Raw genomic sequence first — 25350 nt, forward strand, 5'->3', positions numbered from 1 at the left:
ATTATACGAATCAAAGAAATAGATTTGAGAAATAATTTGCAAATGTTTGGGTTTCTTTTTTTTCCAAATTATTTTCTATTAACACATGTTAACAATTTGGCGACGTTTTCATGAATACTGGTGCGCAATAACATGACCGTGTACCTATTATAATAATTAATAGAACTTATCAAATAGATATACGATTCTCACCAGGTATTTCGATCATATATTGTAAAAAATAAAAGAAAAATTTTGCCCGGACTGAGAATATCACTTTTTTACTAAATATAGAACTTTACCAAGAAATGAAGTATAAGCATCTTTTCTTTGACCTCGACCATACACTCTGGGATTTTGAAAAAAACTCTTCCGAATCATTGCGGGAAATCTTTCATGATTTGTTGCTGAACCAATACGGCATTTCCTCTTTGGATGCATTTATCCAATCCTTTCTGAGGATCAATACTGAGCTTTGGAATGCCTTCGACAGCGGAAAACTGCACCATACCTATATACGTGAAAATCGGTTTAAAATGGTTTTTGAAGAACTTGGCGTAGCATGTCCGGCAAACCATAGCGAAATCGGCGAAATTTACCTTAAAACATTACCTGATAAAAAGCACTTGCTGTCAGGTGCTTTGGATGTTCTGAATTATACCCGGTCCGCGGGGTACACGCTGCATATCATCACCAATGGCTTCAATGAAATTCAGGCAAAAAAAATAGCGAGTTCTGATATCGGTCATTTTTTCGAGAACGTCGTGACTTTTGAAACTGCCAATGCTAAAAAGCCCGATCCAAAAATCTATGCGTACGCATTGGAAGTAGCAAACGCTACGCCAGAAGAAAGTATTATGATAGGCGATAATTGGATTGCTGATATAATGGGTGCCAAACAGTTTGGAATTGATACGGTCTATTATAATCCGGCAGGCTTAAAATTCGACGAGTCCCCTACTTACGATATTCAGCGCCTGGAAGAGCTGTTGCTTATATTTTAAAAAAACTGCTCGCTATTCTAGTAACTAAATAGCATTGGATTCAGCTCGCCATCGGTCGCTCCACCGATCGGCCTGGACGAAAGCCAGGTTTCCCAATCAGCTTGCTGGTATTCATTTTTAGGCTGCGTGATTTTTTGGTCCGCGTCCATATATATCATAGTCATTACCTTTCTTGGATATCCCGAAGTGTTTGCTCCCGCACGGTGAAACAACCAACCTGCATGAAAACTTACTTCCCCGAGGTCGAACGGGCCTTCATTAAGCCGGAATTGTTTTAATTGTTCGCTCATCAATGCTTCGCTTTCGTCACTGATTTCCAGATCACGCCCGATCTCTACATGATGACTTTTTTCGGCAAAAGCCAAAGGCCCCATTTCCATCGAAGTTTTCTGAAGCGGGATCCAGACAGTCGCAGTTTTTGGAGATGAAAGCGGCCAGTAAAACTGGTCAGCATGCCAAGGAGTGATTCCTCCGGTTGATTCTTTATATAGTGCCTGATCGTGATAAAGTCTTACACCTTTTACCTGCAAAAGGTCAGTTGCTATTTTGGCCAGACGTTTTGAAAAAACAAATTCCTTTACCTCTTCACTTTCACGCCAAAGGTTCATGACCTGTAAAAAAGCCCGTTCGTAGGTCGTACGTTCTTCCATAGGCTTGGTCAGCTTATTAAGCTTAAATACCAAATCTGTAATCAAGGAATCATAATGCGAAAGTAGTGCTTCGCTCAGTACGTTCTTGAGCTTCACATATCCGTAGGTATCGAAATGTTCAATCGCTTCACGAGCAACGGTGAAAGGCTCTGAAAGTTCCTTATGAAGTAAGTCTGTGCTCTGCTCTGTCATTTTTCAGTTTATTTTGAATAAAAAGAAACTGATAATCCGAAACTACCCTATCCCTTCCGTTTCATAAAATGCAATCTTCTTTTCACGAAGAAAATGCTTTATAACCTCGACGTGAACACATTGACCTACATTTAAAAAAGGATAATTGGATACTCTTTTGCGATGACCGTCCGTAATCACTTCCCGGTTAACCTGATCAAATCCGAGGTGCAAGTGACGGGTTGAGCTTTGCATCCCGTAAACTGTCCCGTTTTTATCAAAAAGAGGTCCGCCACTCTGGCCTCTCAACCCCGGCGTACTCATTTCAATTCCGGTGATCTCGTTGCCTTCGCCTATATGACGCGTGATAATTCCATCAATTGGAAAACTTGGTGAAGTTATCCTGCCCTTTTTTGTCCACTCAATATCATTCGTGTCTTTGTTGTATTGATAATTGGTAAACTCCGGGAATGGGTATCCCAGCCTACACAAATACCTTCCTTGTCTGACCGACTTAGAATCTTTCAGAAACCGCGCATATCCCTGGTATTGCCTGGATTCAAAATCCCGGAATTGAATGATGGCCAGATCCTGGGTTGGATGCAGATAAACGTTCAGCGCCTTATAATTTGCTACGCAATTAATAAAGTTAAAAAGTATCCTGATCGGATTTTCAGAGTTGATTTTGTACTTCAATTCCAGAAAATTACGCTGCGTTTCCTGACCGGGATCCTTCTCAAACCTCCGTAGTTCCGTCTTGAATTTCAGGTAGTTTTCATAAATCGAATTAGCGTACATGATTTGACGGGCGATATGCCGACAGGTAATTGCAAACCCCTCCTCATTTACAAAAAACAAGGTTCCGGTACCAGGAACAATGTCGCTGCCAGTGTAGTAACGCAGAATAAAATGAACAGGGCGGGTGAATTGATCTACTTTTTCAATAGCTTCAACAAACATAGAAGAGGGTACTTTGGGCCAACATCAATTGCGGGTAAAAGGAACTATTGCCTCGGTCTGATCCCAGCTTAAAATCATGTTTGATCCGTTAGGTATATCCTCGAAATAAATTGTAAATAATTCCTGAACAGATGGTTTTACCCGGATCGGCACTTCGACAGTCAACACATTTTTACCATCATTGTATTCAGTACCCCACTGGCCGACATCGGAATTCAATATAATTTTCCAGCTTCCCTGATCGGGTATGGAATACAAGGAGTAACTACCTGCCTCCACGGGCTTGCCGGCAATAGAAACTCCCTGACCTATTTCTATGACTGTGGCCTCGTTTGCGCCTGTCCGCCAGACTTTACCATAAGGCAGCAATGCTTTGTCCTGCTCTCTTCCGAAGATATGCCTGCCTTTTTTACCGGGTTTACTATAATTCACTTTTACATTAACGCCATTATTACTGGTTTCAGCGACAGCTTCCGGGCTAAACGATTTTGTGTATTTTTTAAATCCGAAAAAGCCTAATGCCAACACTGCAAGTACACCTAAAACAATCAGCAGAATTTTTTTCATACTTAACTATGGACAAACAATTTTATAAAAAGTATAACTTACAGAAAGACGCAGATAATAGTAAGTATCTTTTACCGATGGATCGCCTTGCTGTAATTTCTCCTTGTTAACCGGCTCTCCCCCCAGATTATCCAGATAGTCCGTGAAGGTTTTTCGTGACCCGAATTCAAGCCCGATATTCCACGGACGACGGACCTGATATTTTATTCCTACTCCATAAGGCAACACAAAACCGGAAGTCTTGTAAGAACTGGTCTGAATGTCAGGATTAAATTTGGAGTAACTGATCCCCCCGAAGACATAGGGGCTCCAGTTTATCGCAAACCTGCGGTCAACAAAATTGAGGAAGTTATATTCTGCGACTGCGCTGCCTTCTAGAATGCGCGTCTTGAAAGACATATTCCTGGCGACGAGAAGCGGGTCATCACTATGCCGGTCAGCAGCTCCGATGCCGCCCATCATCAATTCGGCACGAAGTGACAGGGCCTGATTAGGATTATAACGAAAAAACAAACTGCCCGCCGGTCTGAAAAACCGCATTCGCAAAGACGGCGAAATATCCCCTTTGTAATTGAGCCCGCCTATGCCGGCACCCAGTTCAATTTTTTGTGCGAAAAGCTTGTTCTCCGATGCCGTAAAAAAACAAATACCTGCTATCAAAAGATAAAGCAAGTATCTGTTTATGAAAAATTTACGTAAATGCTTCAATGATATTCCTGTTATTTGAGCGGTGGACATTTAATCTGGGAAGGAAGCATGTAATTGATATGTATCATACCAAAGAGGTAATTATCTTTTAGTGTAGGGCTGTTACCTCTGAAAGTACCGGGAGCAGCATAACCTGTGGACGGCAGCGTAGCCAGGGGATCGTTGGTATCAATGTTATAATTTACCTGCAGAAATTTCCTAATAGTTTCAGTCCTGTCCGCACCCTTTCTAACGGCAAACTGCTCGGCTGACCTGTTCGAAAGAGCCAGTGCCGTAGGATTATCTGCAAATAATGCCGGATCGGCGTAGTTACCGTGAGCATCATCGAGATAATCAGTAAATGTTTTCCGGAAGCCAAGTTCTGCGGAAATGTCGAATCTGGAATTGATTTTATATCTCACACCAATTCCCACAGGAATAGCAAATTGCACTAATGAATAAGGTTTTGCATAACCTTCATTACCTTGACCTTCGGTTCCCAGTGGCTGCAGTTTGATCCAATCTCCTTTCAGAGAATCAAGCGCCTTGGGATTGTGCGCGGTCAGTGCGACCCCAGCAAACACATAGGCCCCAAATTGCGGACGCCGGTCATAACTGCGGTTGTCGGGGATCAGCTTAAAAATACCCTGGATAGAAAATTCTTTCAGGTCATTTCTGAAATGAAGGTTTCGTGCGTAGTAAATGTTGGTTTCATGCTTCGAATCGCGGTTCATGATGTAATCATCGCCAGCGATCCGGGCGTAGGTAAATGCAGCTCTCGCCGCAAGACGTGGTGTAAAATGACGTGTATAGTTTCCGCCGATACTCCAGCGCATCATTTTGAAAGTAGATGCGATAGGTCTTCTGTAAGGAGCAAAATCGCCGTAATAATTCGAAGTTCCCAATCCAAAACCAGCCGTAGAATAAGGTACAAAAATACCCCGGCTCTGTGCGTAAGACTCTCCGTTTGACAATAAAAGTCCGAGAGCCAACATCAATGTCAATGCTCCGGATACTCTTTTCAATTCAAAATTTCTACGCATTTTCTGATGATTTTTTTGCAAAAATAGAATAGTTGTTGGTTTTATTCAGGGTTCATCATCATTTGAACGTATTTGCGATTAATTTATTTGTGCCGATGTATTTTTTAAATAATCAACATTATTCGCAAATTGCAACATTGTTTCAAATACAAATAACAATGCCTTCATGACGGTTTTAACGAAAGCGCTTGAAACTTCATTATCATTGTACATCAGGAAAAACCGCCTCAGATGATTACCAGCAACAATTTACAGTTCGCATATTCTCCTGAAAAGAAATTTACTTTTCCCGATATCACCTGCGGGGACAAGGAAACTCTACTGATCCTGGGACAATCAGGAAAAGGGAAGACCACTCTTCTTCATTTGCTTGCTCTGCTATTGAAGCCTCATTCCGGGGAAATTCATATTGCCGAAAGCAAGGTTACCGACCTTTCGGCAAAACAGATTCTTGAAATAAGGGCCAAAAATATCGGCATTATTTACCAGAAGCCACACTTCGTCAGCTCGCTTACAGTAATAGATAACATTTTGATGTCCAACTACCTCGCTAACAGAAGTCAGGACAAGAACAAGGCTATATATCTTGCCGAGCAATTGGGTTTCGCTGAGCATTTGTCTAAAAAAACCACCCAACTCAGCCAAGGTGAACAGCAACGGGTAAGTATAGCCCGGGCGTTGATGAACAATCCAAATGTGATCCTTGCCGACGAACCGACTTCTAATCTGGATGACAACAATTGCCGCAAAGTTGTTGACCTGCTGAAAACGCAGTCGGGGTCAATAGGAGCCAGTCTGGTTGTTGTTACGCACGACCAACGACTGAAGGATGAATTTTCGAACCAGGTTTTTTTGTAAACAAATTCCCTATTTCGGAAAATCTGTTGATTTTTAATTCTATTATATTATCGGAATGAACCTTCTCAAAATAAGTGTTGCCAATCTTAAGGAGAAAAAACTAAACAGTTTTTTGAGTGCGCTTCTTCTTACGTTAGGCATTGGGATGATATCCCTGCTGCTACTGCTCGACCGACAATTGGATGAGCAGTTCAAGAAAAACATTAAGGGTATCGATATGGTAGTCGGGGCAAAGGGAAGTCCGCTGCAAGTGATACTTTCGAGTATCTACCAGATAGACGCTCCAACGGGCAATATCCCGCTTGCGGAGGTCAACGGATTAAAAAGAAACCCCTTTGTAAAAACTGTTATTCCTCTTTCAATGGGAGATAATTATCAAGGGTTCAGAATATTAGGCACAACAGCTCAATATCCGGCGCATTTTGAAGCGAAGATGACGCAAGGAAAATTATTTGATGCCTCTATGGAAGTTACCATTGGAAGCAAAGTTGCTGAAGCCACAAAACTGAAAATAGGGGATACTTTCGCCAGCTCGCACGGGCTTGATGCACAAGGCGATGCACATGGCGAGAAAAAATACAAGGTCGTAGGAATTTTTGAGGCAAACGGTTCAGTAGTGGACCAGCTGGTTTTGACGAGCCTTTCCAGTGTTTGGGATATTCATGAACATGCAGAACCTGCCGGGCATGATGATCATGAAGAAGATCACCATGAAGCCGATCCCGAACATCATGAAGAAAAACAAGTGACCAGTGCGCTTGTCCAATTCAGAAGCCCGATGGGTCTCATGACAATTCCGCGTCAGATCAACGAAAACACATCTATGCAAGCTGCACTGCCAAGTATCGAGATCAACCGTTTGTTTTCATTACTGGGTGTCGGCATTGAAACTCTCCGCGCATTGGCGCTGATCATTATTAGCATCGCAGGGGTAAGTGTATTCATTTCTCTTTACAATTCGCTCAAGGAAAGGAAATACGAAATGGCACTCATGATGTCCATGGGAGCTACACGTTCCAGACTTTTTCTGATGCTGCTGATGGAAGGGATAATGCTGGCTATAACCGGATTTTTTACGGGAATTATCGTTAGCAGGATTGGCCTTCTGCTTTTTTCCAAAGCCGCAGAGCGGGATTTTCATTATTCTTTGAGTGAATTCAGTCTTTTACCGGAAGAAATTTTTCTCTTTTTAGGCGCGTTGGTGATCGGTTTGCTGGCAGCCGCATTGCCTTCTCTTGGCATATATCGCCTCAATATATCGCGAACATTGGCAGAGGAATGATATTCTGCTTAAATTTGTTAACCTAGCTTATCATCTTTTAGGCAAACCCATAACTCCGATGAAATCTGTAAAAGCCATCATATTATTCTGCTGCATTACTTCTCTTTTCGCATTCACGCCTGCTCCCAATCCGGTAAAATTGACATGGGAAATATTGCGTGACGTCACTTTTAAGAAGAAATGGTATGCCGAAGAGTCCATATATATGCTTCATCCGACCTTTGGCCCGAGTGTCGAAAAGCTAAAAAACCAGCAGGTGACAATTACCGGTTATATTCTTCCGGTGGATCTGGAAGCTAATTTGTATGTATTGTCAGCTTTTCCGTTCAGTGCCTGTTTTTTCTGCGGGGGTGCTGGTCCGGAAACCGTTATGACTTTGAATTTTAAGAAGAAAGACGGAAAGAAATTTAAAACTGACGAACGGCTCACGTTCGTGGGCACTTTAAAGCTCAATGCAGACGATATATATCAAATGAATTATATCCTCGAAAACGCTGAAATCGCGAATTGATCACTGAATCCCTACCAGGCGCCAGACACCTGAAATAAAGAACAAAACCAACCCTACCGGCGTCAGCACTTTCCAGCCCAGATACATCAGCTGATCAACACGCAGCCTCGGCAATGTCCATCGTGCCCACATCTGAATCAAGATACCAGTGATCGCTTTGCTTAATAACCAGAAAGCTCCGGTCATGTAGCCAAACCAGGTTCCAGGCTCACCGCTGGTCCAATCCGCGAGTTTCAGAGGGCCTATATTTGGAAAAGGGGTATTCCAGCTTCCCAGAAATAAAATCGCTCCCAAGAGGCAAACCAGCAGCATCATACCATATTCAGAAAGCATAAACAATGCCCAGCGCATCCCGGAATATTCAGTATGGAAACCGGCCACCAATTCAGATTCTCCCTCCGGCAAATCAAAAGGCGCACGGTTGCATTCGGCCAGCGAAGCAATGAAGAATACAATGTAAGCAATTAATAAAAATGGATTCCTGATCACATTCCAGGATAAAAAACCGCCCACACCCGTGACATCGATCCCGAGTTTTTTCATTCCAAAAAGATATATCGTGTCCGGACTGTAAATTCCTTGCTGATAGCTAATTACCTGTAAATCTAATGTTTGCGTGAGCATAACAACACAGAGGATCGCGAGGCCCAGCGGGATTTCGTATGAAATGATCTGTGCTACCGCCCGCATCGCACCATACAATGCAAACTTGTTATTGGAGCCCCAGCCCGCCATCAGCAGCCCGATGACATCAATCGAAACTATTGTCAGTAAAAAGAAAACCCCCACAGTTGCGGCTGATCCTGCCAGGTCGGGGGCTAAAGGAACCACTGCAAAGCCAGTAAATACGGATAGAAAAATTACGAAAGGCGCTATAAGAAAAAGCCGGCGATCGGCGGCTTTGGGAACAATATCTTCTTTCTGAAGCAACTTCAGCAAATCGGCGAAAAGTTGCAGTAGCCCCCATTTACCCACTTCCATAGGCCCCATCCTGTCTTGTATGAATGCTGAGACTTTACGTTCCAGATATACCCCAACTACGACAAACCCGGGGACCGCCAACAAGAAAAAGATGAGTGTAAACGGCATCAACAACCAATTATATACGTTTCCAATTTTCACAAAAGTAAGTAAAAAACTTACTCCTGGTCATCGGGCTCACCTTTATATCCCGATTCCTGAAGAATCCTGGCGGCATTGTCGATCTGCATCAGCTCGACCAGCGTTACTTTACGATTTTCCGCCATAAAACGGCCAACAATACGCCAACCAAGCCAACGTCCGATAGCGCCCGGCACTTTTTCCCCGATTTCGGACGTAAATGGTCTTTCTTCTATAAATTTCTTTTTCCGCAGGTCACTTTTCTCATATAGCAATTTGCTGGAAATAAAGTAAGACCATATTTGAAGCTGGCTATTGTAGGTCCGGCGCAGGTTTTCGCCGGAGTACCCCAGGATCAGGCTATCGGGTGTATCTGGCATGATCTGTTTTACAAATTCGTATCCTTTTCCATAGCCCACCATATCTCCGAGAAGTGTCTGATCGGCAGCATCCATTTTATTGTAACGGTTGGATGTGAAGAATATAATGGCCGGAACAATATACTCCTTTTGATATCTTTTGAGCTGATAATCAAAGACATCAGGCCGGAAACGAGCGGAGGGCCCTCCGAAATAGTCGAGACCAATGATGATAAGCGAGTCGGAAATGTAAAGATCGTTGCCGGTAAAACCAGTCACCATAAATTCAATCCGGGGCGCTTTAAAATCAGGATAATGATGTTTTATATTTTTAAAAGCCTTCTGTAGCGGATTTAAAATCGTCGTGTTCCGGTTTCCGATCAGTGAATCCAGCTGCTTTTTAAAAGCTTGTAAATCCGGATTTTGTAAAATATTATATAAATATGACGTAAACTGTGCTGAATCAACGGGTGAGTCTGTGAAGTAAATGCTCGAAAGATGCGGATGCTTATTCAGAAAATTTTGCACATCTTTAACCGATTTGCAGGAGAAAAGCTCCTGGTCAAGATTTTCCGAAAAAAGGTCCATTTGAATGGCATCTGCAGCTGTTTCTTCCCTGTCATCAGTTTTGCAGGAAACAACAAAAACGGCAAATAGCATTAGGAAGGGTAAGATTCTGGAATATATCATTGTGTGGGATAAAAGATTAATATGTCGAATCAGCAATCAAAAGTAGAAAAAAAACGAATAAGCATTCTGGGCTGTGGCTGGCTGGGTTTTCCGCTTGCCATACGGCTTCGAAGTCACCCGATCACTTCGGAAATCAAAGGAAGTACAACGTCGCTCTTCAAACTGGAAAACTTCAAAACCAACGGAATTGACGGCTACCTACTCGATTTGACCCCTGAGCTTCGAAGTGATGATTCCTCAACGATGTCTTTCTTCGATACCGATTCGTTGATCATTTCCCTGCCACCGCGCCTGGGCAAAACTGAACCTGGATTCTATACCAGACAGATTGATTCAGTGGCTGATGAAATAGAAAAATCTTTCATCAAAGAAATAATTTTCATTAGTTCAACCGGAATTTATCCTGACTTAAACAGGATTGTCCTGGAAAATGACGTGCTGCTTCCGGAACAATCTGCATCTCCGGACATGGTTACCGCCGAAAATATAATTCAATCACTGCGCCATGAAAAAACGGTATCAATTCTCCGGCTTGGCGGTCTGCTTGGCTACAACCGCATTCCGGGGAAATACGTAAAGGGACAAAAAAATATGACAACCCGTTCAATACCTGTAAATTATATCCATCGCGACGATGCTGTCGGGATCATTGTAACCATTCTGGAACGCGGCGTGGTGAACGAGACATTTAATATTGTAGCCCCACTCCATCCAACCCGTGGTGAAGTATACGAAGCCTCATGTAACCAATTTGGCTGGGAAGTACCCACCTTCGACCAATTTGCAACCGAGCAAGACTTTAAAATTATTTCGGCCGATAAATTTTCCTCTTTCTACGATTACAAATTCCTGTTCTCTGATCCGCTGGACTTCTATTACAGCCTGGAAGACGAACTTCGTTAAAACCGGCATAATCAAATCATTAATTTACAAAAAAAGTCCATGAGATCATATCCCATGGACTTTTCATTGTCATATCTGTTTTCTACTGCGCCCCGAGCAACTCTGTCAGTTTGGTCTCAAGAGCCGGGCCACGAAGATTTTTGGCGATGATCTTACCGTCCTTGTCCAGGAGAAATGTCGCAGGGATAGCATTTACTCCGTACGCCTGCGCCACGCCTGAGTTCCATTTTTTGAGTTCTGAGCCATGGTTCCATTTGAGATTGTCCCTTTCGATAGCCGTTTTCCATGCCTTCTCATTATCGTCAAGCGAAACGCCATAAATAGAAAAACCCTTGTCTTTGAACTTGTCATACATGCGAACCACATTCGGATTTTCCATGCGGCAGGGGCCACACCAGGAAGCCCAGAAGTCTATCAGAACAAATTTTCCGCGCAATGAAGAAAGAGCTATTTTGTTTCCCTGGGGATCGTTCAGCGTAAAATCTGGGGCCTGCTCACCAACTGCAAGTCCCGCCATTCGTTTCACCTGGCCAATGAAAGACTTTGCCAGCACAGGCGTGGGCTGAACCTGGCTGTAATCTTCAGCCAGTTTTTTCAGGATTTCCAGATCATCTTCCGGGCTCAGGAAATTATTGGCTGTAAACAGAGCTACTAGTGAGGTCCCCATTTCCGGCAACAACTTCTTGATTACTTCCAGGCGCTCCTTATCAGCAGCGGCAAAAGATTGCTGTATTTCCTGAATTTTTTTGGTATCCTTTTTTTCTTCCGCAGCAGCATATTCTTCGTTCCAAACGGTCACTTTCGCAGCAAAACCCTGCATTAACTGATCGATTTTGGCATAGTACTCCATGTTTTTGGATCCTGTCACCTCAGCTTTTCCGTTTTTGCCCTTGCTGTCTTTAGCAACTCCGTCCGCTATTACATTAAAATTCTCCCCGCCTTCAACCAGCAAAACGACTTTCTGACGGTCAGCCACATTGATCGAGAAAAAACTTCCCCTTTCTTTTTCAGTACCCTTTACTGTGAAAGACCCGTCCCCGGAAAGCTGCGTGGAATCCAGTTTAACTGAAGATCCATTGGCTCCGGAACGCGAAAGAATAATCTTTTCTCCTTTCACTCCATTTTTGACTTTTCCCGTCACCGTAAACTCTTTTGGCGTAATTTCCTGAGCTACCGACAGCAGGCTGACGATAGAAAAACCGGAGGCAAGTAGACACCGTTTAAAATATTCCTTCATGATATATTCTAGAATTTGTGTGACAAATTTTCAGAGTTTCCCGGCAAGAAGTTGGTTGACCAGTTTCGGATCTGCGGTACCATTTGATTTTTTCATAATCTCCCCTACAAACAGCCCTAACAGTCCCTTTTTACCTTTTTTATATGCCGCGACTTTATCTGGCATTGAGCTGATTACCTCATCTACCAACGTTTCAAGTTCGTTTGTATTGCTGTTTTGCAGCCAGTTATTTGATGTTGCAATTTCTGTCGGTGTCCGCTCAGGCTCAGCCAATAACACAGGAAATATTTTCTGGGAAGCTACCGAATTGCTCACAACCCCGGATTCGCTCAGCTCTATCAGATCGGCCAGACTTTGTGCGCTCACGGGGAACAATGCTATATCTCCGTCGTGGTCATTGAGATAAGATTTTACAGGACCCATCAGCCAGTTTGACGCAGCTTTATATGAAGATGTTTTGGAGCAGACCGTTTCGAAATAATCTGCTATTTCCTTGGTGTCAGTGAGTACCATTGCATCGTATGCCGGAATTCCGTACTTCAACGTAAATTTTTCACGTAATTCATGCGGAAGCGCAGGCATACTCGCCTTGATATTTTCAAGCCATTCGTCTGACACTATTATAGGACTAAGATCAGGATCGGGAAAATAACGGTAATCGTTCATTGTTTCCTTTACCCTCATGCCGTAAGTTTGACCATTTTCGACATCAAACATGCGTGTTTCCTGCTGTATTTCAATGTTATTCTCGAGCAGCGCCACCTGCCTTCTGGTTTCATAAGCGATAGCGCGCATCATGTTCCGGATCGAGTTCATGTTTTTCACCTCCACTTTGGTCCCGAGCCTGCTCTCTCCATTCTTCCTGATGGATACATTCACATCGCAGCGAAGTGACCCTTCCTCCATGTTCCCGTCGCTGATACCAAGATAGCGCACCAGCCTTCTGATTTCCGTTACAAAAGCCCCGGTTTCTTCCGCCGAGCGCAAATCAGGCTCTGAAACCATTTCCACCAACGGCGTTCCAGCCCGGTTGTAATCGAGCAAAGTAGCAGTGTCGCTGCCGTCATGAACTGATTTTCCGGCATCTTCCTCTAAGTGTATATGATGAAAACGGATCAGCTTCTCGTTGATTTGCCCTGCGGTGTTTTTCACAGAAATCTTAACCCCTCCATTTTCACAGATCGGCTTTTTGTCCTGGGAAATCTGGTAACCTTTAGGAAGATCAGGGTAAAAGTAATTTTTCCGGTCAAAAATAGTCCGTCGGCTGATAGAACATCCGCAAGCCAGCCCGAGCCGTATTGCGTATTCAACTGCCTTTTTATTGATCTTGGGCAAGGTGCCCGGCAAAGCCAGAGTCAGCGGGCCAATATTGGTATTGGGCCCGGCACCGAAAAGATTGCGGTCCTGGGCAAATAATTTGGAGTCGGTTAGAAGCTGGCAATGTACCTCAAGCCCAATGACGGTTTCGTAAGTGGCTAAAAGTTCATCACTGATATCAGCGGGATGATGTGCCTTTTCGGTCATAATAATTAACAAATGCTTTCGCAAAGATACAAATACGGGCCGTCCACAGCATGAACGGCCCGTATTTTCTATATAAAGACTACCCTTTGATATTACAAAGAGTTAATCCAGTTTGCTATAATAACAATATCGGCTTTCGGAACGTGTGCAAGAGGAGCCATGGGAGGATATCCGGGCCAGTGCTCTGGTTTTGGATTATGTACCAGTTCGACGATTTCATCCGCTGTATACTTTTTCTTCGCCACTTCTGAATAAGCAGGCCCGATCACCTTATCATAAGCTTGGTGACACGCAAAACAAGCATGCTTGTTCAATAATGCAGAAACATCCGCAGGTACCGCTTTGCGTTTAGGGGCTGCATCTACCGGCGTTGCTGTGGCAGCAGCAGCAGTAGTATCTCCTGGTTTGGTTGAATCCGATGGAGATGTGGCAGGCGCGGGTGCAGATGCTGGTGTCCGCTCAGGTTGGTTTTTTCTTTCACTTTGAAGGGTTACAAGAGCTGCTTCTTCCCTGGCTTTGCTACCCGAGCCATAATAATGATCGTACTTATCGCGATCTTCTTTGGAAGAACAGCCTGCGCAAAGAGAAACTACAAGGGCTGTAAATACCCAAGAAGTACTTTTTTTGAGTGTCATTGTTTTCAATTTTTTAAAATTTCCGCCAGATTAAGGTCATTACTGTTTAATCGCCACACGAAGAAAGCAAGTTTGCGTTAGAATTCCTTGATATTTGTTACGGAAAGCACGATCTTTTTTAACAAAAACAATCGACAAAACATTATTTATCAGCTCATTAACATCAAACCATAAAAATAAAAATCTTCAAATTTTATCTTTATTTGAAATATATTATTGTGAATAATATGAAATGTTATTACTTTTGCAGTCCTATTTGTAAAACGATGTAAAGTAATGGCTAAGAAAGGTAATAGAGTACAGGTTATATTGGAATGCACAGAACAAAAAGATAGTGGTGTTCCAGGAATGTCACGTTATGTGACTACAAAAAATCGGAAAAATACGCCTAGCCGTATGGAATTGAAAAAATTCAATTCTTTTCTGAGACGCTATACAATCCACAAAGAGATTAAGTAAGTTCGTTGTAAGCTCGGCGGTTGCTTAGGAAATTTAACATAAGTAGCCAGGCAGCGTATCACTAACTGATAGCTTTTAATATATAACATTTTAAAAATATACAGACATGGCAAAGAAAGTAGTTGCTACCCTGAAAAAAGAAGGCGGTAAATCATTTGCCAAAGTGATTAAAGCCGTTAAATCTCCAAAAACAGGAGCTTACACGTTCAAAGAAGAAATCGTACCTCTTGACGGTGTTCAAGGAGCGTTGAAAAACTGATTTCCTTTTATAGGTTTTGATATTGAGTTTTAAAAAGTCCCTTTTGGGACTTTTTTTGTTATATTTTTGAGCCGTAATAAATACACATACGCTTACAGATTTTATATCCCATACTCCGATTATGAGCTTATTTGGTTTTTTTTCAAAAGAGAAAAAAGAAACGTTAGACAAAGGCCTCGAAAAAACAAAGGACAGTTTCTTTGGAAAACTGTCGCGCGCAATAGTTGGTAAAACGACAATCGACGAAGACGTTCTGGACGAATTGGAAGATATCCTCGTCAGCTCCGATGTAGGTGTTGAAACTACTGTGAAAATCATCAAACGAATAGAAGAGCGCGTTGCCAGGGACAAATATGCTACCACGGCAGAACTTGACCATATCCTGCGGGAAGAAATTGCCGCGCTTCTGACCGAAAACAAATCTGTAGACATCAAAGACAGCTTTGAAACAGAGCACCTTCCCAAGCCTTATGTGATTATGGTGGTAGGTGTGAACGGCGTCGGTAAAACGACAACGATCGGAAAACTTGCCCACCAGTTTCATCAAAAGGGACATAAAGTTGTGTTAGGAGCCGCTGATACTTTCCGGGCTGCGGCGGTAGACCAGCTGAAATTATGGGGCAAGCGCGTGGATGTTCCGGTAATCGACCACGGAATGAACACTGATCCCTCGGCCGTTGCCTACGATGCTTTAAAAAAAGGGACAGAATCTGGTGCCGACGTAATTATAATTGACACGGCCGGCCGCTTGCATACCAAAGTAAACCTGATGAACGAGCTCTCGAAAATCAAGCGCGTGATGCAAAAGATTATTCCGGATTCTCCACATGAAGTATTGCTCGTGCTGGACGGCAGTACCGGGCAAAATGCTGTTATACAGGCTCGTGAGTTCACCAAGGTAACTGAAATAACGGCGCTCGCAATTACCAAATTGGACGGAACGGCAAAAGGCGGGGTCGTAATAGGCATTTCTGACGAATTCAAAATTCCTGTGAAATACATCGGTGTCGGCGAGAAAATGGAGGACCTGCAGGTGTTTGACAGGGACGAATTTGTGGATTCATTGTTTAAAAAGATCGGATAACCATACGCCTTCTGATCTTTGGTTCGCCTTCGGACTCTTAGCTGGTGGCCATGAAAACTACTTAATTTCACCAAAAATACCATCGGCAACAACTCGCCGTTGAAAGTTGGTACGGATATGTGCGTGCCCTTCATCTTATTCTGAATATCACCACTGGCAGCACATCCCTGTCGAATATCGCAAAGAACGATTTCCCTATATTAAGTAGGCATTCCTGACATTTTTACCGAACTTTGCAGCCCATTTTCCAGTCAGTATCAATCACTTTGCCTGATACAAATGGTAGTTTTTCAATATTAATCATAAGCTAGTAGCTGATTGCTGACAGCTTTTCCCCCAATGAAAACCAAAGGAATAGTCAAAAATAAGGTTAACATAGTAACACTGGGTTGCTCCAAAAACCTGGTGGATTCGGAAGTACTTTATACCCAGCTCAAAGGAAACGGTTTTAATGTTGCCCACGAGTCGAAAAAAGATGATTCGCAGATTGTTGTTATCAATACCTGCGGATTTATCGATAATGCCAAAGAAGAGTCTATCAACACCATCCTTCGTTACGCCGACGCCAAAGCGGCAGGAATGGTGGACAAGGTTTACGTAACAGGCTGTCTGTCGCATCGTTACAAAGATGAGCTTTCCATAGAAATCCCAACCGTAGATGCATGGTTCGGCACAAATGAACTTCCGCGGCTTCTCAAAACACTCAAAGCAGATTATAAGCACGAGCTAGTCGGGGAGCGTCTTCTTACTACACCGACACACTATGCATACCTGAAAATCGCCGAAGGATGCGACAGGCCATGCAGTTTTTGTGCTATACCGATTATGCGCGGAGGACATGTTTCGAGATCCATTGACGAATTGGTCAAAGAGGCAAAATCATTGGCAAAACGCGGCACAAAAGAGCTGATCCTGATTGCCCAGGACCTTACTTATTATGGTCTTGATATTTACAAAAAAAGAAATTTGTCCGACTTGCTTGCCCAGCTTTCCGATGTTGAAGGCATTGAATGGATCAGGTTGCAGTATGCTTATCCTGCCGGATTCCCCATGGATGTTCTGGATGTGATGAAGGAGCGAAGCAATATTTGTAAATATCTGGACATGCCGCTGCAATCAGGGTCCACTGAAATCCTGAAATCGATGCGCAGGGGCATTACCCGTGAAAAAACAGAAGCATTGATCGAGTCGATCCGGGAAAAGATACCAGAGATTGCCTTACGTACTACGCTGATCGTTGGACATCCCGGAGAAACTGACGCCGCATTTGACGAGACTTTTGAATTTGTTGAAAAGATGCGTTTTGACAGGCTGGGTGCTTTCCAGTATTCCCACGAAGACAATACTCATTCTTATACAATGCCGGATGATATTCCCGCAGAGATCAAACAGGAACGCGCAGACGCGATTATGGAATTGCAGCAAGGCATTTCTTACGAATTGAACCAGCAAAAAATCGGCAATACTTATAAAGTCCTTTTTGACCGCAAGGAGGGAGGACATTTTATTGGCCGCACCGAATTCGATTCACCAGAAGTCGATAATGAAGTATTGGTACCAGCCAGTCAATATGTAAGGCTTGGCGACTTTGCCAACGTAAAAATTACCAATGCCGAAGAATTCGATTTGTACGGAGAGGTAATTTCCTGATTTCTTTTTCTGCTGTTTGACTTGTTATTAAATTTGTCGCTTGCCAAGCCGCATTAATAATTATTTAAAAGACTTATGTTACAAAGAATCCAAACTATTTTTTTGGCCATTACTATCGTTGGAATGGGTATTTTTCTTGCATTTCCAATATGGAGCAAGGTATCTGTTTCAGGAGAGCAACATGCCGATCTTACTGCGATAAGGCTGAATCATCAGGTCAATGCAGTTCAGTCCCAGGTTCAGCCGGCCTATTATTTGATCATTTTGGCAATCCTGGTTGCCGGAATTGCCGCGTATGCTATTTTCCAATTCAGAAATCGGGTTTTACAGTCTGCACTTTGCGCAGTTAATTCCATATTGATGACCATTATTATGGGACTGGTGATCTATTTCACTTTTTATAAAACGGCGAAATTATTTGATCCCCAAACGCCTGGCAATTACGAAATGGGCTTCTACGGTCTTGTGGCGGCTATGCTTGCAAATGTTTTTGCCAACCGGTTTATCCGTAAAGATGAGCGGGAAGTGCAGCAATCTAAAAGATTCAGATAAAACGAATGGTCGGGGCAATGGAAATAATAACCCGTTGCCCTGAAATTTATACTAATCCCTCCCTCAGCAAATCGTGGAGGTGAACAAAGCCCAGGATAACATCATCTTCCACCACCACAACCTGGGTGATGCTTTTAAGCTGCATAATTTCAAGTGCCCTGACCGCATATTCTTCTGGCGATACGCAAATCGGTGACGTGGTCATAATATCGCATGCTTTCAGGTCCAGTATGCTGTCACCTGCATGCTGATTGAGCATACGGCGAAGGTCACCGTCGGTGATAATGCCTGCCATTTTTCCTGATTCCTTCTTAACAGCTGTGGCCCCGAGTCTTTTTGACGTTATTTCAAGAATTACTTCCTGTAATGTTGCCTTCTCTGCGACTACTGGCAAAGCATTGTTAGGATAAATGTCACAGACTTTCAGATAGAGACGTTTCCCAAGCGATCCGCCGGGATGGTATTTTGCAAAATCGTCATAAGTAAATCCTCTGGCTTCCAGCAGGCAAATCGCCAGGGCATCACCAAGAGCCATGGCCACGGAAGTACTGGTCGTTGGAGCCAGGTTCATCGTGTCGGCTTCAGTTGGTGCAAAAGCGTGCAGAATATGGCTACAGCTCCTCCCGAGATAAGAGTCCCTGTTGCTCACCATAGCGATCATGGTTACTCCGATGCGCTTTAAAAGGGGTACCAGCACTTTGATTTCAGGTGTATCCCCGCTTTTAGAAATTACAATTACTACATCGTTGTCCTGAATCATGCCAAGATCCCCATGTATGGCATCACCTGCATGCATGAACAATGCGGGCGTTCCCGTGGAATTTAATGTCGCCACTATTTTCTGACCTACGATGGCACTTTTGCCAATTCCGGAAATAACAACCCGTCCTCCTGAGTTCAGTATAGCATATACGCAGTTTTCAAATTCATCCCCGATCATTCCAACAAGATTATGCAATGCTTCTGCCTCTTGCTGTAATACTTCTTTTGCTATTGACTGAATATTTTTTATTAATTTCAAATCTGAAACACAGTTTTATTGAGAACCAATTGGATTTATTAATTTCAAAAGCAAAGATAGAGAAGTTTGGGATAACCATTTTGTTAACAGAGTATGGTAAAGAAGGTTGATAAAGTCGTATTAGACACGTTAAAAGAAAGACTTAAAGAAATATTTGGGTACAGTCAATTCCGGGGTGAGCAAGAAGTAATTATTCAGAACATCCTTCTCGGTAAAAATACTTTTGTGATCATGCCTACCGGAGCAGGGAAATCACTTTGTTATCAGTTACCCGCTCTTGTCAGTGACGGCCTGACCATCGTTATCTCGCCTCTGATCGCATTGATGAAAAATCAGGTTGATCAGCTGACTGCCTTTGGCATTAATGCTCAATTCCTGAATTCCACACTTACAAAAGCAGAAATGAACAGGGTCAAATCTGACGCCCTGGACGGAAGCCTCAAATTACTTTATATCGCTCCCGAATCTCTTACAAAGGAAGAGAACCTGGACTTCCTTAAAAAAGTAAAAATATCTTTTGTCGCGATCGACGAGGCCCATTGTATATCCGAGTGGGGCCATGATTTCAGACCTGAGTACCGTCGTATTTATGGTATTATTGAAAATATTGGTCAGCTTCCTATCATTGCACTTACTGCTACAGCCACTCCCAAGGTACAGCAGGACATCCGGAAAAACCTCCAGATGGAAGAAGCAGAAACCTTCAAGTCGTCTTTTAACAGAAAGAACCTCTACTACGAAATCCGTCCCAAAAAGGATGTAAAAAAACAACTGATACGCTACGTTCGAAACAACAAAGGCAAGTCGGGCATTATCTATTGCCTGAGCAGAAAAACGGTTGAAGAAGTAGCTGAATTACTAACTGTTAATGATGTGCGTGCGTTGCCATATCATGCCGGCCTCGACAGCAACACGCGCATGGCAAACCAGGACGCTTTCCTGAATGAAGAGGCAGATGTAATCGTCGCCACTATTGCTTTTGGAATGGGGATCGACAAGCCGGATGTACGTTTTGTGATCCATTATGATGTACCCAAGTCCCTCGAAGGCTATTATCAGGAAACTGGACGTGCAGGGCGAGATGGACTGGAAGGCAATTGCCTGATGTTCTACAGTTACGATGACATCCAGAAACTGGAGAAATTCAACAAGGATAAGACCGTTACTGAGCGCGACAATGCACGTCATTTACTCAATGAAATGGTGGCTTATTCCACGCTTGGTGTATGCCGGCGGAGGCAGTTGCTCAGCTATTTCGGGGAATATCTGGAAAAAGACTGTGGCTTCTGCGACAATTGTATCAAACCGACGGAAAAGACCAAGGTACAGGATGATGTAGTCCTGATACTGAAATCAGTACAGCTTACTGAACAGCGTTTCGACGCAGACCATATTGCCGATTTGGTTACCGCTACTGAAAACCAGTATGTTAAGAGCTATGAGCACGACAAGCTGGAAGTTTATGGTAAAGGGTTAGAAATTAACGAGTCGCGCGATTATTGGATCTCTACCATACGCCAGCTCGTGATTTTCAATTATCTGGAAAAGGACATCGAGAATTACGGTGTTCTTAAAATTGGCGAAAAAGGTTCAAATTACCTGAATGACCCATACCAGGTAACTTTGCACAAAGACCATAATTTCGAGGAAGAAGAGGTTAAGACAGAGGATGATGATAAGGATGCCGCGACCGGCGGAGGAAGTGCACATGCTTATGACGAGGCGCTTCTGGGTATGCTTAAAGCACTTCGCAAGAAAGTAGCAAAAGAAAAAAACCTGCCTCCTTATGTAATCTTCCAGGATCCGTCTATGGAAGAGATGGCCACAACCTACCCGACCACTCAGCAGGAAATGGCCCAGATCAACGGTGTTGGTATGGGGAAAGTACAGAAATTCGGTCGCCAGTTTATCGATCTCATCACCCGGTACGTAGAAGAGAATGAAATTGAAACGGCGAAGGATGTGGTCATCAAGTCGACAATTAATAAATCCAAGATTAAAATCTTTATTATTCAGCAGGTCGACCGCAAGGTAAGCCTGGATGAAATAGCCGAGGTGAAGGACCTTGCACTTGCGGATGTTATCGAGGAAGTTGAGCATATTTGTTATTCCGGCACAAAGCTTAACCTGGATTACTATATTAACCAGGTCATCGACCGGGAGAGACAGCAGGATATCTATGATTATTTCATGACTGCTGAAACGGATAATATCGCCGCGGCATTGGATGAATTTGCAAATGATGAAATAAGCGAAGAAGAATTGAGACTGATGCGCATCAAGTTTTTATCAGAGCTTGCAAACTAACAGGCGTTAAATAAAGACTAGTGATTAGTCAGTACAGTGAATTTTTTTAAACCAATTTATGAACATACTTATATTGGGGTCCGGGGGAAGAGAGCACGCTTTTGCCTGGAAGATCTCCCAAAGCCCTCTCTGCGATAAATTATATGTTGCTCCTGGAAACGCCGGAACAGCCGAAGTGGCAACAAACCTTTCTATTTCTTACAACGATTTTGATGCAGTTGCCAACGCAGTTTTAGAAAATGATATTGAATTGGTCATTGTAGGACCGGAGGAACCTCTTGTCAACGGGGTCGTGGATTTTTTTGAGTCACGAACCGACCTGGCCAAAGTTAAGATCATAGGTCCCAACAAAGCGGGTGCCCAATTGGAAGGAAGCAAGGATTTTTCAAAACAATTCATGCAGAAATACGGTATTCCTACCGCCTCTTCCCGTACCTTCACCGCCGACCTTCTCGCAATCGGTCTGGAATATCTCGAAACACTTCCACTACCAATTGTGCTGAAAGCAGACGGGCTGGCGGCTGGAAAAGGTGTAATTATTGCCGAAAAACACGCAGATGCCGAGCAAGCGTTTAAAGAAATGCTTGTAGACGGCAAATTCGGAAATGCCGGAAGTAAAGTGGTTGTGGAGCAGTTTTTGAAGGGAATAGAGTTGTCGGTCTTTGTACTTACGGACGGAGAAAATTATAAGATCCTTCCAGAGGCCAAAGATTATAAGCGTATCGGGGAGGACGATACGGGGCTTAACACCGGAGGGATGGGAGCCGTGTCACCAGTGGTTTTTGCGGACGCCAATTTCCTTCGTAAGGTCGATGAAAAAGTCGTCAAACCTACGCTTCAGGGATTAAAAAGTGAGGGTATCAAATATGTTGGCTTCATTTTTATTGGTTTGATGAATATCAAAGGTGAGCCTTTTGTAATTGAATATAATGTCCGGATGGGAGATCCCGAAACCGAAGTAGTAATACCCCGTATTCAGTCGGATTTTGCAATGCTGATGGCAGCGACAGGAAAAGGTACGCTGAATGACTGCGAAATGCATATTTCTCCCCAGGTTGCCGTAACCACAGTAGTGGTTTCAGGTGGCTATCCCGGAGACTATGAAAAAGGAAAAGTGATTTCAGGAAATCAGAAGGTAGAAGATGTGTATTTATACCACGCTGGAACTACTTTTAATGGAAATACTGAAGTCGTGACCAACGGAGGCAGAGTAATGGCACTTACAGGTATCGCCAATTCTCTTGAAAATGCTATACATAAATCACAACGCGCCGCACAAGCGGTTCAATTTGAAGGTAAGTACTTCCGGCACGACATTGGTGTGGATTTGATTCGTTACAATGATTGATAGATGAACAGGCATAAATTATGGGATGTGGATCATGTTCATCCGGCGGATGCGGTACTAATGGATCGGCTGTCTCCGGATGTGGAAGTAAAGGAACCTGTGGAACAGGCGGATGCAATAAAATGAATGTCTACGACTGGTTGAGCCATATGGATGTGCCGACCAGCCAACGGTTCGATGTTGTAGAAGTCAAATTTAAAGGAGGCAGAAAGGAATATTTCCGCAATATAAATCAGTTGGAATTTATCACGGGTGACCACGTTGTCTGTGAAATGGCATCTGGCCAGCATATAGGTACCGTGTCCCTTCAGGGTGAGCTGGTTCGTCTTCAGATGAAGCGAAAAAATGTGGTGATCAGCGACGATCTGCATGTGATATACCGAATTGCAACGGAAAAGGATCTGGACAAGCATACGCAGGCTATGGCGCGCGAAATGCCTACACTCTACCGTACCCGCGAAATTATCCGGGAGATGAAGCTGAATATGAAATTGTCCGATGTTGAATTTCAGTCTGACAATACTAAAACGACGTTTTATTACTCATCCGAAGAACGCGTCGATTTCCGCGAACTGATCAAGTCACTTGCTTCTGAATTTAAGGTAAGGATTGAAATGAGGCAGATCAGCCTGCGCCAGGAAGCCAGCCGGCTGGGAGGATTGGGATCTTGTGGCCGGGAGCTTTGCTGCTCTACATGGCTCACAGATTTTAAAAACATCTCAACGGCAGCCGCACGTTACCAAAACCTCTCGTTGAATCCTGCAAAACTTTCGGGTCAGTGCGGACGATTGAAATGCTGTCTGAACTATGAGCTAGAAACTTACATTGATGCACTCAGAGATATCCCGACAGTGGATGTTCCTTTAAAGACAAAAAAAGGGGTGGCGGTTTTGCAGAAGACGGATATCTTTAAAAAAGTGATGTGGTTTGGTTTTGATAAAGATACAAACTGGTACCCCGTAGCGATTGATAAGGTATTGGAGATCATGGCTTTGAACAAAAAAGACATCATTCCGGAATCGCTTGAAATTCTTACGCCAGAGCCTGAAAAGAGCCTGGAAAAAGGATCCAACAAGCTGAACAGCGACTTGGAAAATTTGGACAAAAAATACAGCGAGGAACAGAAAAAGAAGAAAAAGAAGAAAAACAGGTCGGGAAAAAACAAGAATAATAATAACAAGCCCCAGCCGTCATGCTCTCCGCAATAATATTAGATTTAATGTCTATGCGGATGCCATAATTTTCAGGAAGTCAAGTTGAAAAAGCTTGGCTTCTTTTTTATTAAGCCCTTCAGTATGAAAGAACACATCAAAAAACTTCATGAGATCGCATTTCAGAAATCACGAAGGATTATCGGATTAATGTCCGGGACATCGCTTGACGGCCTGGATATAGCGCTGTGCAAAATCGAAGGCAGCGGGCTGGAAACCGTTCTGGAGTTGGAAAGATTTACTACAATACCCTACACAGAGCCTTTCAGGGACGAAATCCGTAAAATTTTCGCCAAAAGGGAAATTGACTTTCAGCAACTCTGCCTGCTCAACCCTTTTATCGGCACAACGCACGGCGAAATGGTGCTGAACTGTCTGAAAGATTGGAACATACCTGGGGCAGATATCGACTTGATTGCCAGCCATGGACAAACCGTTTTTCATGCTCCCAAAAAACAACACAAATTGGCCGGGTTTCCCGACGCAACGCTTCAGATCGGCGATGGGGACCATATTGCCGTCAAAACAAATATCATTACCATAAGTGATTTCCGCCAGAAACATATAGCTGCGGGAGGTGAAGGCGCACCGCTGGCAGTATATGGAGACTATTATTTATTCTCAAAAAACGGTGAAAACCGGATTCTGCTGAATATGGGAGGAATCGCCAATTTTACTTTTTTACCTGCAACGCTGGACGCAACCACTGTTTTTACAACAGACACAGGGCCAGGAAATACCCTCATCGATGCTTACACGCGCAGATTTTATCATAAACCCTTTGACGAAAACGGCCAGATCGCATCAACCGGAAAGGTTAATGATGCCTTACTTGAAACATTGAAATCACTAGCTTTTTTCAGGCAGTCGTTTACAAAAACAACAGGACCGGAAGTTTTCAATTTTGACTATGTGGAGACCGCGATTCAAAAATCGAAACTTCCTTCGCTTTCCCGCCAGGACATCATCGCTACTTTAACCAGGCTCAGCGCTGACACCATCTCTGATGCAATTAAAAGTGTAATTCATTCCGGAGAGTCATATACCGTCTACGCGAGCGGCGGCGGTGCCCATAATCCGGTACTGATGGACGCTATCCGTGAACAGCTGGGTAGTTGTCCCGTGAAACTCATCGACGAACTGGGCGTTTCCGGAGACGCCAAAGAAGCGGTGCTTTTTGCAGTACTCGCCAATGAAACGGTAGCCGGGAACCAAACACATTTTGGAGAGAAAGAAGGTGTTCCAGGTATATCAATGGGGAAAATTTCTTTCCCGCAATAACGCCGATTATTAAATAA

Annotated in this window: 26 protein-coding genes; 15 read left to right on the top strand and 11 right to left on the bottom strand. The window is 43.5% G+C overall.

Annotated elements, in window-relative coordinates; all coding sequences use genetic code 11:
• The first annotated feature begins 287 nt into the window (after nucleotides 1-287).
• A complete protein-coding gene (locus FBF61_RS24620) occupies nucleotides 288-983 on the top strand; it encodes a YjjG family noncanonical pyrimidine nucleotidase (protein ID WP_138482335.1) in 696 nt (231 codons plus the stop codon).
• 17 nt (nucleotides 984-1000) lie between these two features.
• Here the strand turns inward: FBF61_RS24620 and FBF61_RS24625 are convergent, their stop codons facing one another.
• The 5 genes from FBF61_RS24625 to FBF61_RS24645 are packed head-to-tail and all read right to left on the bottom strand — an operon-like array spanning nucleotide 1001 to nucleotide 5061.
• Nucleotides 1001-1825, bottom strand: a complete 825-nt coding sequence (locus tag FBF61_RS24625; RefSeq protein ID WP_138482337.1) for a phytanoyl-CoA dioxygenase family protein — start codon at nucleotides 1823-1825, stop codon at nucleotides 1001-1003.
• A gap of 42 nt (nucleotides 1826-1867) precedes the next feature.
• Complete coding sequence (locus tag FBF61_RS24630; RefSeq protein ID WP_138482339.1) at nucleotides 1868-2764, bottom strand: S1 family peptidase; 897 nt, start codon at nucleotides 2762-2764, stop codon at nucleotides 1868-1870.
• Nucleotides 2765-2788: 24 nt separating this feature from the next.
• Nucleotides 2789-3331, bottom strand: a complete 543-nt coding sequence (locus FBF61_RS24635; protein WP_138482341.1) for a DUF2911 domain-containing protein — start codon at nucleotides 3329-3331, stop codon at nucleotides 2789-2791.
• 6 nt (nucleotides 3332-3337) lie between these two features.
• Nucleotides 3338-4003, bottom strand: a complete 666-nt coding sequence (porG, locus tag FBF61_RS24640) for a type IX secretion system protein PorG (protein ID WP_229215202.1) — start codon at nucleotides 4001-4003, stop codon at nucleotides 3338-3340.
• A gap of 47 nt (nucleotides 4004-4050) precedes the next feature.
• Complete coding sequence (locus FBF61_RS24645) at nucleotides 4051-5061, bottom strand: DUF6089 family protein (protein WP_229215203.1); 1011 nt, start codon at nucleotides 5059-5061, stop codon at nucleotides 4051-4053.
• 231 nt (nucleotides 5062-5292) lie between these two features.
• Here FBF61_RS24645 and FBF61_RS24650 point away from each other — a divergent pair, with 231 nt between their 5' ends.
• The 3 genes from FBF61_RS24650 to FBF61_RS24660 are packed head-to-tail and all read left to right on the top strand — an operon-like array spanning nucleotide 5293 to nucleotide 7712.
• Entirely contained in the window at nucleotides 5293-5919 is a 627-nt protein-coding gene (locus FBF61_RS24650) for an ABC transporter ATP-binding protein (RefSeq protein WP_138482345.1), read from the top strand.
• A gap of 55 nt (nucleotides 5920-5974) precedes the next feature.
• Nucleotides 5975-7201 carry an ABC transporter permease gene (locus tag FBF61_RS24655; RefSeq protein ID WP_138482347.1) on the top strand — a complete coding sequence of 409 codons (1227 nt, stop codon included), beginning with the start codon at nucleotides 5975-5977 and terminating at the stop codon, nucleotides 7199-7201.
• Between the two features lie 58 nt (nucleotides 7202-7259).
• Complete coding sequence (locus tag FBF61_RS24660; RefSeq protein WP_138482349.1) at nucleotides 7260-7712, top strand: DUF3299 domain-containing protein; 453 nt, start codon at nucleotides 7260-7262, stop codon at nucleotides 7710-7712.
• On the opposite strand, the gene FBF61_RS24665 is transcribed toward FBF61_RS24660, so the two are convergent.
• Nucleotides 7713-8801 carry a complex I subunit 1/NuoH family protein gene (locus FBF61_RS24665; protein WP_138482351.1) on the bottom strand — a complete coding sequence of 363 codons (1089 nt, stop codon included), beginning with the start codon at nucleotides 8799-8801 and terminating at the stop codon, nucleotides 7713-7715.
• 50 nt (nucleotides 8802-8851) lie between these two features.
• Nucleotides 8852-9862: a gliding motility protein GldB-related protein gene (locus tag FBF61_RS24670; protein ID WP_138482353.1), complete on the bottom strand. Its 1011-nt coding sequence runs from the start codon at nucleotides 9860-9862 to the stop codon at nucleotides 8852-8854.
• Nucleotides 9863-9883: 21 nt separating this feature from the next.
• On the opposite strand from FBF61_RS24670, the gene FBF61_RS24675 reads away from it, so the two are divergent.
• Nucleotides 9884-10765, top strand: coding sequence for a Rossmann-fold NAD(P)-binding domain-containing protein (locus tag FBF61_RS24675; protein WP_138482355.1), 882 nt, complete (start codon nucleotides 9884-9886; stop codon nucleotides 10763-10765).
• An 82-nt stretch (nucleotides 10766-10847) separates the two neighbouring features.
• Here FBF61_RS24675 and FBF61_RS24680 read toward each other — a convergent pair whose 3' ends face one another.
• The 3 genes from FBF61_RS24680 to FBF61_RS24690 all read right to left on the bottom strand — a co-directional run bounded on the left by FBF61_RS24680 (nucleotide 10848) and on the right by FBF61_RS24690 (nucleotide 14161).
• Nucleotides 10848-12002 (bottom strand): TlpA disulfide reductase family protein, encoded by a 1155-nt coding sequence (locus tag FBF61_RS24680; RefSeq protein WP_138482357.1) that lies wholly within the window; start codon nucleotides 12000-12002, stop codon nucleotides 10848-10850.
• Between the two features lie 30 nt (nucleotides 12003-12032).
• The gene (gene gatB / locus FBF61_RS24685; RefSeq protein WP_138482359.1) at nucleotides 12033-13526 is read right to left on the bottom strand and encodes an Asp-tRNA(Asn)/Glu-tRNA(Gln) amidotransferase subunit GatB; all 1494 of its coding nucleotides are present in this window, start codon (nucleotides 13524-13526) and stop codon (nucleotides 12033-12035) included.
• Nucleotides 13527-13618: 92 nt separating this feature from the next.
• Nucleotides 13619-14161 carry a c-type cytochrome gene (locus FBF61_RS24690; RefSeq protein ID WP_138482361.1) on the bottom strand — a complete coding sequence of 181 codons (543 nt, stop codon included), beginning with the start codon at nucleotides 14159-14161 and terminating at the stop codon, nucleotides 13619-13621.
• 276 nt (nucleotides 14162-14437) lie between these two features.
• Between FBF61_RS24690 and rpmG the strand changes: the two genes are divergently transcribed.
• From rpmG to FBF61_RS24715, 5 genes are all read left to right on the top strand, one after another.
• Nucleotides 14438-14620 carry a 50S ribosomal protein L33 gene (gene rpmG / locus FBF61_RS24695; protein WP_138482363.1) on the top strand — a complete coding sequence of 61 codons (183 nt, stop codon included), beginning with the start codon at nucleotides 14438-14440 and terminating at the stop codon, nucleotides 14618-14620.
• 106 nt (nucleotides 14621-14726) lie between these two features.
• The gene (locus tag FBF61_RS24700) at nucleotides 14727-14879 is read left to right on the top strand and encodes a DUF4295 domain-containing protein (protein WP_138482365.1); all 153 of its coding nucleotides are present in this window, start codon (nucleotides 14727-14729) and stop codon (nucleotides 14877-14879) included.
• A 121-nt stretch (nucleotides 14880-15000) separates the two neighbouring features.
• Nucleotides 15001-15963: a signal recognition particle-docking protein FtsY gene (gene ftsY, locus FBF61_RS24705; RefSeq protein WP_138482367.1), complete on the top strand. Its 963-nt coding sequence runs from the start codon at nucleotides 15001-15003 to the stop codon at nucleotides 15961-15963.
• Nucleotides 15964-16302: 339 nt separating this feature from the next.
• On the top strand, nucleotides 16303-17613 hold the full coding sequence (gene rimO / locus FBF61_RS24710) for a 30S ribosomal protein S12 methylthiotransferase RimO (RefSeq protein ID WP_138482369.1): 1311 nt from the start codon (nucleotides 16303-16305) through the stop codon (nucleotides 17611-17613).
• Between the two features lie 75 nt (nucleotides 17614-17688).
• On the top strand, nucleotides 17689-18165 hold the full coding sequence (locus FBF61_RS24715; RefSeq protein ID WP_138482371.1) for a DUF4293 domain-containing protein: 477 nt from the start codon (nucleotides 17689-17691) through the stop codon (nucleotides 18163-18165).
• 46 nt (nucleotides 18166-18211) lie between these two features.
• Here FBF61_RS24715 and FBF61_RS24720 read toward each other — a convergent pair whose 3' ends face one another.
• A complete protein-coding gene (locus tag FBF61_RS24720) occupies nucleotides 18212-19186 on the bottom strand; it encodes a KpsF/GutQ family sugar-phosphate isomerase (protein WP_138482373.1) in 975 nt (324 codons plus the stop codon).
• Between the two features lie 93 nt (nucleotides 19187-19279).
• Between FBF61_RS24720 and recQ the strand changes: the two genes are divergently transcribed.
• The 5 genes from recQ to FBF61_RS24740 all read left to right on the top strand — a co-directional run bounded on the left by recQ (nucleotide 19280) and on the right by FBF61_RS24740 (nucleotide 25333).
• Complete coding sequence (gene recQ / locus FBF61_RS24725) at nucleotides 19280-21493, top strand: DNA helicase RecQ (RefSeq protein ID WP_138482375.1); 2214 nt, start codon at nucleotides 19280-19282, stop codon at nucleotides 21491-21493.
• 58 nt (nucleotides 21494-21551) lie between these two features.
• Complete coding sequence (gene purD / locus FBF61_RS24730; RefSeq protein ID WP_138482377.1) at nucleotides 21552-22841, top strand: phosphoribosylamine--glycine ligase; 1290 nt, start codon at nucleotides 21552-21554, stop codon at nucleotides 22839-22841.
• Nucleotides 22842-22844: 3 nt separating this feature from the next.
• Complete coding sequence (locus FBF61_RS35310; RefSeq protein ID WP_262712834.1) at nucleotides 22845-22967, top strand: hypothetical protein; 123 nt, start codon at nucleotides 22845-22847, stop codon at nucleotides 22965-22967.
• Nucleotides 22964-24049: a PSP1 domain-containing protein gene (locus FBF61_RS24735; protein WP_229215205.1), complete on the top strand. Its 1086-nt coding sequence runs from the start codon at nucleotides 22964-22966 to the stop codon at nucleotides 24047-24049. Before FBF61_RS35310 ends, FBF61_RS24735 begins: the two co-directional genes overlap by 4 nt.
• An 87-nt stretch (nucleotides 24050-24136) precedes the next feature.
• Entirely contained in the window at nucleotides 24137-25333 is a 1197-nt protein-coding gene (locus FBF61_RS24740; RefSeq protein ID WP_138482381.1) for an anhydro-N-acetylmuramic acid kinase, read from the top strand.
• Nucleotides 25334-25350 lie beyond the last annotated feature (17 nt).

It is taken from the genome of Dyadobacter bucti (genome assembly GCF_005869225.1).
Lineage (GTDB): Bacteria > Bacteroidota > Bacteroidia > Cytophagales > Spirosomataceae > Dyadobacter > Dyadobacter bucti.

Coding starts and splice junctions, on each gene's coding strand:
- FBF61_RS24680 (WP_138482357.1), bottom strand. CDS start 12,002: ATGAAGGAATATTTTAAACGGTGTCTACTTGCCTCCGGTTTTTCTATC.
- FBF61_RS24665 (WP_138482351.1), bottom strand. CDS start 8,801: ATGCCGTTTACACTCATCTTTTTCTTGTTGGCGGTCCCCGGGTTTGTC.
- FBF61_RS24630 (WP_138482339.1), bottom strand. CDS start 2,764: ATGTTTGTTGAAGCTATTGAAAAAGTAGATCAATTCACCCGCCCTGTT.
- ftsY (WP_138482367.1), top strand. CDS start 15,001: ATGAGCTTATTTGGTTTTTTTTCAAAAGAGAAAAAAGAAACGTTAGAC.
- FBF61_RS24690 (WP_138482361.1), bottom strand. CDS start 14,161: ATGACACTCAAAAAAAGTACTTCTTGGGTATTTACAGCCCTTGTAGTT.
- FBF61_RS24670 (WP_138482353.1), bottom strand. CDS start 9,862: ATGATATATTCCAGAATCTTACCCTTCCTAATGCTATTTGCCGTTTTT.
- FBF61_RS24655 (WP_138482347.1), top strand. CDS start 5,975: ATGAACCTTCTCAAAATAAGTGTTGCCAATCTTAAGGAGAAAAAACTA.
- FBF61_RS24700 (WP_138482365.1), top strand. CDS start 14,727: ATGGCAAAGAAAGTAGTTGCTACCCTGAAAAAAGAAGGCGGTAAATCA.
- rimO (WP_138482369.1), top strand. CDS start 16,303: ATGAAAACCAAAGGAATAGTCAAAAATAAGGTTAACATAGTAACACTG.
- FBF61_RS24620 (WP_138482335.1), top strand. CDS start 288: ATGAAGTATAAGCATCTTTTCTTTGACCTCGACCATACACTCTGGGAT.
- FBF61_RS24675 (WP_138482355.1), top strand. CDS start 9,884: ATGTCGAATCAGCAATCAAAAGTAGAAAAAAAACGAATAAGCATTCTG.
- FBF61_RS24735 (WP_229215205.1), top strand. CDS start 22,964: ATGAATGTCTACGACTGGTTGAGCCATATGGATGTGCCGACCAGCCAA.
- FBF61_RS24740 (WP_138482381.1), top strand. CDS start 24,137: ATGAAAGAACACATCAAAAAACTTCATGAGATCGCATTTCAGAAATCA.
- FBF61_RS24660 (WP_138482349.1), top strand. CDS start 7,260: ATGAAATCTGTAAAAGCCATCATATTATTCTGCTGCATTACTTCTCTT.
- FBF61_RS24635 (WP_138482341.1), bottom strand. CDS start 3,331: ATGAAAAAAATTCTGCTGATTGTTTTAGGTGTACTTGCAGTGTTGGCA.
- gatB (WP_138482359.1), bottom strand. CDS start 13,526: ATGACCGAAAAGGCACATCATCCCGCTGATATCAGTGATGAACTTTTA.
- rpmG (WP_138482363.1), top strand. CDS start 14,438: ATGGCTAAGAAAGGTAATAGAGTACAGGTTATATTGGAATGCACAGAA.
- recQ (WP_138482375.1), top strand. CDS start 19,280: ATGGTAAAGAAGGTTGATAAAGTCGTATTAGACACGTTAAAAGAAAGA.
- FBF61_RS24715 (WP_138482371.1), top strand. CDS start 17,689: ATGTTACAAAGAATCCAAACTATTTTTTTGGCCATTACTATCGTTGGA.
- FBF61_RS24645 (WP_229215203.1), bottom strand. CDS start 5,061: ATGCGTAGAAATTTTGAATTGAAAAGAGTATCCGGAGCATTGACATTG.
- FBF61_RS24625 (WP_138482337.1), bottom strand. CDS start 1,825: ATGACAGAGCAGAGCACAGACTTACTTCATAAGGAACTTTCAGAGCCT.
- FBF61_RS35310 (WP_262712834.1), top strand. CDS start 22,845: ATGAACAGGCATAAATTATGGGATGTGGATCATGTTCATCCGGCGGAT.
- purD (WP_138482377.1), top strand. CDS start 21,552: ATGAACATACTTATATTGGGGTCCGGGGGAAGAGAGCACGCTTTTGCC.
- FBF61_RS24650 (WP_138482345.1), top strand. CDS start 5,293: ATGATTACCAGCAACAATTTACAGTTCGCATATTCTCCTGAAAAGAAA.